7 protein-coding genes are annotated in these 10055 nt (G+C 73.8%); 6 read left to right on the top strand and 1 reads right to left on the bottom strand.

The features are described 5' to 3' along the window. The first annotated feature begins 222 nt into the window (after positions 1-222). The 5 genes from ACGH2B_RS29255 to ACGH2B_RS29235 all read left to right on the top strand — a co-directional run bounded on the left by ACGH2B_RS29255 (position 223) and on the right by ACGH2B_RS29235 (position 7050). Complete coding sequence (locus ACGH2B_RS29255) at positions 223-1473, top strand: cytochrome P450 (protein WP_399096433.1); 1251 nt, start codon at positions 223-225, stop codon at positions 1471-1473. A 68-nt stretch (positions 1474-1541) separates the two neighbouring features. Beyond that, positions 1542-2963: an aldehyde dehydrogenase family protein gene (locus ACGH2B_RS29250; protein WP_399096430.1), complete on the top strand. Its 1422-nt coding sequence runs from the start codon at positions 1542-1544 to the stop codon at positions 2961-2963. 105 nt (positions 2964-3068) lie between these two features. Then, positions 3069-4442, top strand: coding sequence for an MFS transporter (locus ACGH2B_RS29245; protein ID WP_399096427.1), 1374 nt, complete (start codon positions 3069-3071; stop codon positions 4440-4442). Positions 4443-4592: 150 nt separating this feature from the next. Continuing rightward, a complete protein-coding gene (locus ACGH2B_RS29240; RefSeq protein ID WP_399096424.1) occupies positions 4593-6194 on the top strand; it encodes an ABC-F family ATP-binding cassette domain-containing protein in 1602 nt (533 codons plus the stop codon). 73 nt (positions 6195-6267) lie between these two features. Further along, a complete protein-coding gene (locus tag ACGH2B_RS29235) occupies positions 6268-7050 on the top strand; it encodes an SDR family NAD(P)-dependent oxidoreductase (RefSeq protein ID WP_399096421.1) in 783 nt (260 codons plus the stop codon). Between the two features lie 212 nt (positions 7051-7262). Here the strand turns inward: ACGH2B_RS29235 and ACGH2B_RS29230 are convergent, their stop codons facing one another. Beyond that, positions 7263-8462, bottom strand: coding sequence for an FAD-dependent monooxygenase (locus tag ACGH2B_RS29230; protein ID WP_399096418.1), 1200 nt, complete (start codon positions 8460-8462; stop codon positions 7263-7265). A gap of 286 nt (positions 8463-8748) precedes the next feature. Between ACGH2B_RS29230 and ACGH2B_RS29225 the strand changes: the two genes are divergently transcribed. Next, positions 8749-9630, top strand: coding sequence for a hypothetical protein (locus ACGH2B_RS29225; protein WP_399096415.1), 882 nt, complete (start codon positions 8749-8751; stop codon positions 9628-9630). The last annotated feature ends 425 nt before the right edge of the window (positions 9631-10055 follow it).

The following is a 10055-nucleotide window of genomic DNA, read 5'->3' as shown; positions in this document are numbered from 1 at the left end:
GGCCGCGCAAACACCATCCGGCGCCCCCGCAACTGGCCGAAAAAATGGCCGCATCGGCCCGAGAATTCCGGATCCCGACCTCTCGGAAGAACGCTTCGACAGGCGCCTTGATCCGCCGGAGAAAAGTGCCTTACGGTGACGCCGAGAGAGCCATTGATTCTCCCTGCGCCCATAGCGGCCGCGCCTCTCCTATCTCCCACCGACTTTTCGGGAGCTGCATCCGTGTCAATCGATCTCGTATCCATCGAAGACTTCTCCCACAACCACGTCGAATACATCGAGGACCCGTTCTCCTTCTACGCGCTGATGCGCGAGCGGAGACCGGCCCACCTGTCCGGGAAGATCTTCGGCGGCACCTGGCTGATGTTCCGGTACGCCGACTGCGCGCGTCTGATGAAGGACGAGCGGCTGTCCAACGCGCGCTCCGCGGTCCCCTTGCGCTTCCTGCCGGACGAGCAGCGCGAGGAGTTCGCGGACATGCTCGACATCTACCGCCGCTGGCTGGCGTTCCACGACGGCGCCGAGCACACCCGCAACCGCCGCCAGGCCAACCGCGGCTATGTGCCGTTCACCGACGAGTTCCTCGAACCGCGCATCCAGGGGCTGGTCGACCGGCTGCTCGACCGGGTCGACCCCGCCGGGTTCGACCTCATCTCGGAGTTCGCCTTCCCCCTGCCGGCGATGGTGATCGCCGACGTCCTCGGCGTCCCGGTCGAGGCGCACGCCGACCTCAACCGCTGGACCGACGACATCGCGCACCTCTTCGGCTCCACCTCGGTCTCCGTCGACCACCTGCGCCGGACCCGGGAGAGCACCCGGCAGCTCGCCGCCTTCCTGGCGTCCGAGGAGAACGCGCGCCGCTCCCGCGACGCCGGCGGGCTGCTGCACCAACTGCGGGAGATCGAGGTCCGCGGGCACCGCTTCACCGAGCGCGACGTGGTCGCGCAGGCGGCGCTGCTGCTGTTCGCGGGCGTGGCGTCCATCCGCTACCTCATCGGCAACAGCGTGCACGCCCTGGCCTCGGTCCCCCGCGCCGAACGGGACCTGCTCCAGCGCCCGGAGACGGTCGGGCCGGCCGTCGAGGAGCTGCTGCGGGTGTGCACGCCGGTCTCGTTCGTCGGGCGCATCGCCGCCGAGGACTTCGAGTACACCGCCTCCGACGGCACCGTCATACCGCTGCGCAAGGGGCAGCCCCTGCTGCTGTACGTCGCCTCCGCCAACCGCGACGCGGACGTCTTCGACCGCGCCGACGAGCTGGTCCTGGACCGGCCGCTGCCCAACCCGCATCTGACGTTCGGCATCGGCAGGCACCTGTGCTTCGGGGACCCGCTGGTGCGCCAGACGACGCGGATCGCGCTCACCTCCCTGTACCGCAGGTGGCCGGCGCTGCGCGTCCCGCCCCAGGAGCCCAACTGGAACAACAACCTCGGCTTCCACGGCTTCACGTCGCTGCACGTCACCGGCGGCGAGTGAGCACCCGGCGACGACCGCGCATCCATGACATCCCGGCACCGGACCGGCCGAGCGGCAGGAGAACACCCGTGACCACACCTCTCGCGCACAACGTCATCGACGGCGAACGGACCGCACCCGCGGCCGATACCGAGCACGCCGAAATCCTCGATCCCTGTACCGGCGACCCCCGCCTGCGGGTGCCGTGTACCGGAGCCGCCGACGTCGACCGCGCGATGCGGTCGGCTGCGGCGGCGTTCGGCGCGTGGTCGCGGACCACGCCGGGCGAGCGCCAGGCCGCGTTGCTGGAGCTGGCCGACGCCGTCCTCGGCCGGGCCGCCGAGTTCCGCGACGCCGAACTCGGCGACACCGGGAGCCGGGACGCCGCGGAGGAGATCGGCGGGGTCGTGGACGAGATCCGCTTCTTCGCGGGTGCCGCGCGGCTGCTCGACGGCGTGGCGGGCGGCGAGTACGCGCCGGACCACACCTCCTACACCCGGCGGGAGCCGGTGGGCGTCTGCGCGCAGCTCGCCCCGTGGAACTTCCCGCTGCTGATGGCGGTCCTGAAGTCGGCCCCGGCCATCGCCGCGGGGAACAGCGTGGTGCTCAAACCCGCGCTGACCACCCCCTCGTCGGCGCTGCTGCTCGCGGACACCGCCGCGCGGGTGCTGCCGCCCGGCGTGCTCAACGTCGTCTGCGGCGGCCCCGCGACCGGGCGGCTGATGGTCGAGCACCCGGTGCCGGCCGCGGTCTCGCTGACCGGGTCGGTCGCGGCGGGGGTGGACGTCGCCACCCGGGCCGCCGCCACGCTCAAGCGCACCCATCTCGAACTGGGCGGCAAGACGCCGGTGCTGGTCTGCGCCGACGCCGATCTCGCGGAGGCCGCGCGGACCATCGTCACCGGCGCGGTCGCCAACGCGGGGCAGGACTGCACCGCCGCCACCCGGGTCCTGGCCGTCGACGCCGTCCACGACCGGCTGGTCGAGGCGCTCGCGGCCGAGGCGGCGGCCCGGCGCCCCGGCCCCCCGTCGGACCCCGAAAGCGCGTACGGGCCGCTGAACAACCCCGAGCAACTGGCCCGGGTCCAGCGGCACATCGACACGCTGCCGCCGCACGCCCAGGTGGTCACCGGCGGCCACCGGGCCGGGGACCGGGGCTTCTTCTACGCTCCGACCGTCGTCGCCGGAGTGCGGGCGGACGACGCCATCACCGGCGCCGAGGTCTTCGGGCCGGTCCTCACCGTCGAGCGGTGCGCCGACGAGGAGGAGGCGCTGCGGCGGGCCAACTCCTCGTCGTACGGCCTCGCCTCGGCGGTGTGGACCGCCGATCACCGGCGGGCGATGCGGCTCACGGCGGAGCTGGACTACGGCACCGTGTGGGTCAACACGCATCTGCAGTTCCCCTCGGAACTGCCGCACGGCGGCTTCCGCAACTCCGGCCACAGCAACGACCTGTCCCGGTACGGATTCGAGGCCTACACCCGCATCAAGCAGGTCACCCACCGCCTGTAGCGGCCCGCCGCACGGCAATTCCGTACGGACATCCGCAGTGGCCGGCCGGGCGGGCCGGGTTCGCGCCCCGCCCGGCCGGCCACCCGGCATCGAGAGGGGGAGACGGTGACACGATCTCCCGGGGTCTTCGCACCGCGGTGGCGGCTCACCAGCATCGGTATCGCCGCCGCCATCAGCCTGTTCGCCTTCGAGGGCATCGCGGTCGCCACCGCCATGCCCGCCGCCGTACGCGCTCTGCACGGACTGGCCTTCTTCGGCTGGCCGTTCAGCACCTTTCTGGTCATGAACCTGGTGGGCCTCGGCGTGGCCGGCCAGTGGTGCGACCGCGCCGGGCCGCGCCGCCCGCTGCTCACCGGCATCGCCGTGTTCACCGCCGGGCTGCTGCTGGCGGGGACCGCGGGGCACATGGCGGTGTTCGTGGCGGGCCGGGGCGCGCAGGGGCTCGGTGTCGGCCTCGCCTCGATCGCGGTCTTCCAGCTCGTGGCCCTCGCCTACCCGGCCGAGCTGCGGCCCCGGGCGCTGGCCATCATCTCCGCGGCCTATGTGCTCCCGGCGCTGGTCGGACCGGTCGTCGCGGGCACGGTCACCACGCACGCCGGGTGGCGTTGGGTCTTCCTCGGCCTGGTGCCGCTGGTGCTGGGCGGCGGACTGACGCTGCGGCCCGCGCTGCGGACCGTGCGGCCCCCGGGCCGGGAGACGGTCGGCCGCTCCCGCACACCGCTCTTCGCGCTGCTCGCCGGTGCCGGGGTCGTCGCACTCCAGTCGGGCGGCGGCGCCGTGGCCGCCGGGCGGACCGCCCCCGCCGTGCTCCTGTCGGCCGCGGGGCTGGCGGCGCTGTGGGCGGGGCTGCGCGCGCTGCTGCCGCCGGGTACGGCGCGGCTGCGGCGCGGCGTCCCCGCCGTGGTCGCGCTGCGCGGCCTGCTGGCGGGCGCCTTCTACGCCGTGGAGTCGGTCGTTCCCCTCACCCTGGTCACGCTGCACGGGCTCGGGACCGTGGCCTCCGGCCTGCCGCTGCTGGCCGGGGCCCTCGGCTGGTGGGCCGGGGCCCAGGCGCAGGGCCGGCTCACCGCGCCGGGCCGGGCGGCACTGCTGCGGTGCGGGCTGGCCGCCCTGGCGTGCTGCTTCGCGGGCGTGGCGGTCACCTGCCTGCCGGGCGTACCGGCGTGGCCGGTGTACCCGCTGTGGATCGCGGGCGGCCTGGGCATGGGGGTGTGCGTGCCGACCACCGGCGTGCTCGTCCTGGACCAGTCCGCCGCGGACGAGACGGGCGGCAACGCCTCGGCGCTCCAGATCAGCGATGTCACGGCGGCCGGTCTGGGCACGGGCGCGGCGGGGGTGCTCGTGGGCGCCACCGCGGCGGGTCCGGGTTTCGGCGCCGGGATGGCGTCGCTGGGCCTGCTGGCCGCGGCCGTCTGCGCCGCGGCGGCGGCCGGTGCCGCGCGGACAACTCCGGTGCGGGGGCGGGCCGTGGCGGCGTGAGCGCCCTGCCCGCACCCGCGCCGAAATTACGTGGCACTCCCGGTTCGCCGGTCGCTAGCATGACCCGCATGTCCACTCCGCGCGTTTCCTAGCGACCGCCTCCCGCTTCAGGGGACAGGTCTGTCGTCAGGAACTCACGGAGAGCACAAATTGATCACTGTACGTAACGTCGATGTGCGTGTCGGCGCACGTCTGCTGCTGTCGGACGTCAACTTCCACATCGCCCCCGGCGATCGCGTCGCCCTGATCGGGCGCAACGGCGCGGGCAAGACGACGCTGATGCGCACCATGGGGGGCGACCTGCGTCCCGCCGCCGGGACCATCACCACGACGGGACCGCTCGGCTACCTCGCCCAGGACCCGCGCGGCGCCGATCAGGACCAGACGGTCATCGACCGGGTCCTGGCCGCCCGCGGGCTGGACCGCGCCAACGCCGCGCTGCGCGCCGCCGAAACCGCCATGGCCGAGGCGCGGACCGACGCGGAGCGGGATCGCGCCATGCGTGCCTACACCCGGGCTCAGGACGAGTTCGAAGTCCGCGGCGGCTACGCGGCCGAAGCGCTGTCCGGGCGGGTGACCGCCGGTGTGGGGCTGCCCGACCGGGTCCTGACGCAGCGGCTGGGCGAGCTGTCCGGCGGGCAGCGCCGCCGCGTGGAACTGGCGCGCATCCTCTTCGCCGAGCAGGACACCCTGCTGCTCGACGAGCCCACCAACCATCTCGACGCCGACTCCATCGCCTGGCTGCGGGAGTTCCTGGCCGGGTTCCCCGGCGGAGTGCTGATGATCAGCCACGACAACGAACTGGTCGAGGCGGTGGCGAACCGCGTCTTCCACCTCGACGCCGAGCGGCTCACGATCGACGTCTACAACACCGGCTGGCGGCGGTATCTGGCCGACCGTGACGCGGCCGAGCGCCGGCGCACCAGGGAGCGGGCGAACGCCGAACGCAAGGCGGCGGCGCTGCGCACCCAGGCGGACAAGATGCGCTCGCACGTGGCGACCGCGGTGGCCGCGAAGAACATGGCCCGCCGCGCCGACACCCTGTTGCGGGAGCTGGAGCCGGTCCACCGGGCCGCACGCGTGGCGCGGGTGCGGCTGCCCTCCCCGCAGCCGTCCGGGCGCATCCCGCTGGCCGCCGTCGGGCTCTCCAAGTCCTACGGCGACCACACGGTCTTCGACGGGATCGACCTCGCCGTCGACCGGGGCAGCCGGCTGGTCGTCCTCGGGCTCAACGGCGCCGGGAAGACCACGCTGCTGCGCCTCCTGGCGGGTGAGCAACAACCCGACCGGGGCCGGGTGGTGCCCGGGCACGCCCTGCGTCTGGGGTACTTCGCGCAGGAGCACGAGACCCTCGACCCCGCGGCGACGGTGTTCCGGTCGCTGGCGTCCGCGGCGCCGGAGCTGACCGACGGCGAGGTGCGGCAGGTGCTCGGCGCGTTCCTGTTCCGCGGTGACGACGCCGACAAGCCCACCGGTGTGCTCTCCGGCGGCGAGAAGACCCGGCTGGCACTGGCCTGTCTGGTCCACTCCGGCGCGAACGTCCTGCTGCTCGACGAGCCCACGAACAACCTGGACCCGCTCTCGCGCGACGAGGTCCTGGCCGCCGTGGGCGATTATCCGGGCGCCGTCGTGATGGTCACCCACGACCGCGGCGCGGTGGAGGCGCTGCGCCCCGACCGCGTCCTCCTCCTCCCCGACGGGGACGAGGACCTGTGGAGCGACGCCTACGCCGATCTGGTCTCCCTGGCCTGATCACGCCCGCGCGCGCCGCGGCGCACCAGCCCTTCCCGGCCCCGGTGGGCCGGCCGACAAGCTGAGGAGCACCATGCCCGATCTGCAAGGCCGCACCGCACTCGTCACCGGTTCCTCGCGCGGCATCGGCCGCGGCATCGCCGAACGGCTGGCGGCGGACGGCGCGCGCGTGGCGGTCCATTACGGACACGACGCACAGGCGGCGCACGACACGGTGGCGGGCATCCGCGACCGCGGTGGCGCGGCGTTCGCCGTGGGCGCCGATCTGTCGACGGTCGCCGGGGTGGAGGAGCTGCTGACCGAGGCGGCCGCCCGGTTCTCCGAGGGAGGCCGAGGCCGGCTCGATGTGCTGGTCAACAACGCGGGGTTCAGCAGGACGTTCTTCGAGGCCACCACGCCCGAGAGCTTCGACGCGCTGTTCGCGGTGAACGCCCGGGCGCCGTTCTTCCTGGTCCAGCGCGCCCTGCCGTTGCTCGCCGACGGCGGCAGGGTGGTGTCGGTCTCCTCCGCGGCGGTCCGGGTCGCGGTCTCGGACGTGGCCTACACGATGGCCAAGGCGGCGGTGGTGGCGATGGGCCGGACGCTGGCGCATCTGCTGGGCGAGCGCGGCATCACGGTCAACACGGTGGCCCCGGGTGCCGTGGACACCGATCTGACCGCGGCGGATCGGCGGGAGCAGCCGGAGGCGAGGCAGGTCGTGATCGACATGACCGCGCTCGGCCGGATCGGCACCCCCGCCGATGTCGCCGATGTCGTGGCGTTCCTCGCCTCGGACGACGCGAGGTGGGTCACCGGCCAGCTCATCGAGAGCAGCGGGGGCCTGTTCCTGGGGCTGCCCCCGGGTCTGACGCAGTGACCGCGCCCGGCGAGGTGAAGGAGGCGCCGGGGCATGTCCGTGACGTCCCGTCGTTCGCCCGGAGGACGGGCCCCGCGGCGCCCGGTGCGTGCCCTGGCAAGGCGGAGGGTCACCCCGGTACCGGGTGTACCGGGGTGACCCCGGCAACGCCGCGAGGGTGCGTGCCGGGCGTCGCGAGGCAGGCGGGACTCCGCGGACACGCCCTGGTGGGACTAGTGGGACTCGCCCAGCCAGCCCGCGTCCGACGGCGCGTCGCAGCCGACGAAGGTGTTCACGAACGCCTCGGTGGCCTGCGCGTCGGCGGCGGTACGGGCCAGATCGGCCAGGAAGTCGGCGCCGAAGGGCCGCAGTTCGGCCTGTTCGCAGGTGTAGGCGAAGGCCGCCAGCCGCTGGGCGTCGCGGGTCGCGGCGTAACCGGCCAGCGCCTCGTCGAGCGCGGTGGCGTCGGGGAGAGAGGGGCCGAGGGCGTCGGCGAGGACGGCGGCGTCGGCGAAGGCGTCGGAGATGCCCTGCGCCGAGACCGGGTCCTTGTGGTGGCCGGCGTCCCCGGCCAGGACCCACCCCGGGCCGTGGGCGCGCCGCCGGGCGTTGCGGACGGCGGCGGCCCGGGGCCCGGTCACCAACGCCCCGCTCTTGAGGGCTTGTTGGGCCTCGGGGACCGCCCGCAGCGCGTCGGTGTAGAACTCCGCCGCGCGGCCGGGGCCGGGCGCCTCCTCGGGCGGGAAGATCAGCGACACCACGGTGAGGCCGCCGTGCGTGGGCCACAGCGAGATGCCGCGCCTGCCGCGGAACACCACTCTCACCCCTGGTTCGGTGACGCCCGACCAGTAGCCGTAGAGACTGCGGGCGAGGGTGCCGCGGTCCTCCGTGACGGGGGCGCCCGCCAGGCGCGCGACGGTGGAATTGCGGCCGTCGGCGCCGACGACGAGCCGGGCGCGCAGGGTGGCGGGTCCGTCCGGGCCCGTCCCCCGCACCCCCGTGACCCGGCCGTTCTCGACGAGGAGATCAGTGACCGAGAAGCATTCCCGTAGCCGTGCGCCCCGGGCGCGGGCGGCGGCCACCAGCAGCGCGTCCAGTTCGGTCCGCCGGGGCGCGTAGGTCACCGCCTCCGTCCGGCCCGCTTTCGGTACGCCCGCCAGCACCTGGCCCTCGAAATCGAGCGAGACGCTGCGGACGGGCGGGCATCCGGATTTCTCCAGTGCCGGAATGAGACCCCATTCGTGCAGTTGCCTCACGCCTGGCCACCTTATCCAGTGGGTGGATAGCGTGTCGGCTCCCACGGGGTTTCGGTCGACGATTTCGACGGCATACCCCTGCGCGGCCAACAGCATTCCCAGTGGTGCGCCCGCACACCGCGCACCCACGATGACGACGTCACACAATCCGCTTGCCGTATCTATTTCAGCATTCACCGAAACACATCCGCCTCTCTGCGGGAAATGCACCCTTGAACTCGGCGTTTGCCCAGGTGGCAGGCCGATACGGGGCACGGGGAGGTCGCGTCGAGTATGGCATCCGACGCGTGGTGCGACGAGTGACTTTCGGACTGTTGGGCGGCTTTATCGCCTGGCCGAATTGCGTCAGTAAAACGGGACGCCGTGCGCTTTTTCTGCCCGCCGGGCCCTGCATTAAGCCCACCTTGCCGGTTCTTTTCAGGAACGTTGACATCGCTCTGCGGGCAGACCTAGCATCCCCTTCATGTTCAGCGATTCGATCCCGTTAATTGCATCGCGCTGCCATGAGGTGGGGGACCCGGTACATCTCCTCTGCTATTTCGCCCCCGAGGTCGATGAGGAGTTCACCTCGGCCGGGCTGGAGCCGGGTCACATGGGGTACTTCGCCGGCCGCGCCGCCCCTCTCGGACGCGCCTCCTCCGCCGCGGTGGCAGCCGCGTTCTTCAACTTCAACCCCGCGCTCATCGCCCGGCACCTGCCCCGGGCGTGGGATCTGGCCCCGCCCGAGCGGGTGACCCAGGCCCGTCTGACCGCCGTGGACCGGGCGTTGCGCCGGGTCCTCGGCGAGGAGACGGTGCGCGGTCCGGAGGTCGCCGAGGCGGCCCGGCTCGCGCGGACGGCCGCCGAGGCGTGCGCCCCGGAGGGCCGGCCCCTGTACGCGGCCCACGCGGAGCTGGACTGGCCCCGCGAGCCGCATCTGGTGTTGTGGCACGCCCTCACGCTCCTGCGTGAGTACCGCGGCGACGGCCACATCGCCGCGTTGGTCGGCCACGGTGTCGGCGCCATCGCCGCGCTGATCACCGACACCGCCACCGGGCAGAGCCTGTTCACCGCGGAGCAGGTCCGCCTGCACCGCGACTGGTCCACCGCCGCCTGGGAGGCGGAGACCGCCGCGCTCACCGAGGCGGGTGTCCTGGACACCACCGGGCACCTGTCGGAGGAGGGCAAGCGCCTGCGGTCGCGGATCGAGGCCGCGACCGACGCCGCCGCGGCCGCCCCGTACCGCGCGCTGGGCGCGGAGCGCGCCGAGCGGCTGATCGCGCTGTGCGCACCGCTGCGCGACGCGGTGGCCGCCTCCGGCGAACTGCCGAGCCACGACACCGCGGACGAGCCCGTCCAGGGGTGAGACCACCCGCCTCCCACCGGTGGCTTCCGCCGGCCTCCGGTACGGCCGTGGAAGGAGCGATGCCCGCGCCGCCCGCCAGGCGCCTGAGGGATTCCGTAACTCCCGCGCGTGTCCCGCGTGTCCGGGAGACCGTCCAGCGAGGGCCCGTCCGTGTCACGGGCCGCTCGGCCCTTCGTTTCGTCCCGCCGCGGGGCGCCGTGTCCGGACCGCCATCCGGCCGCGTGCGTCCCGCGGCACCGGACACCGGTTCCCGTCCCCGGCCCACCGGGGCCCGACCGGGCACCACCGGCTCCGCGACGGCCTCGCGGACCCTCTTCACCGGACCCTGACGCCACAGGCACGCGTCATCCGCGTGCGCCCGCGCACCGGCCCCCTCGCCCCCGCGGCGCGGACCGGCCGGGCCCTTCCGGCGTCCGGCGCCGGCC

The organism is Streptomyces sp. BBFR2 (genome assembly GCF_044497305.1).
Taxonomy (GTDB): Bacteria; Actinomycetota; Actinomycetes; order Streptomycetales; family Streptomycetaceae; genus Streptomyces.
Note: the sequence above shows the minus strand (reverse complement) of the source record. Positions and strands in the feature narration are given on the sequence as shown.

Excerpts from the sequence above, each read along its gene's own strand:
- ACGH2B_RS29235 (WP_399096421.1), top strand. The coding sequence starts at position 6,268 with ATGCCCGATCTGCAAGGCCGCACCGCACTCGTCACCGGTTCCTCGCGC.
- ACGH2B_RS29225 (WP_399096415.1), top strand. The coding sequence starts at position 8,749 with ATGTTCAGCGATTCGATCCCGTTAATTGCATCGCGCTGCCATGAGGTG.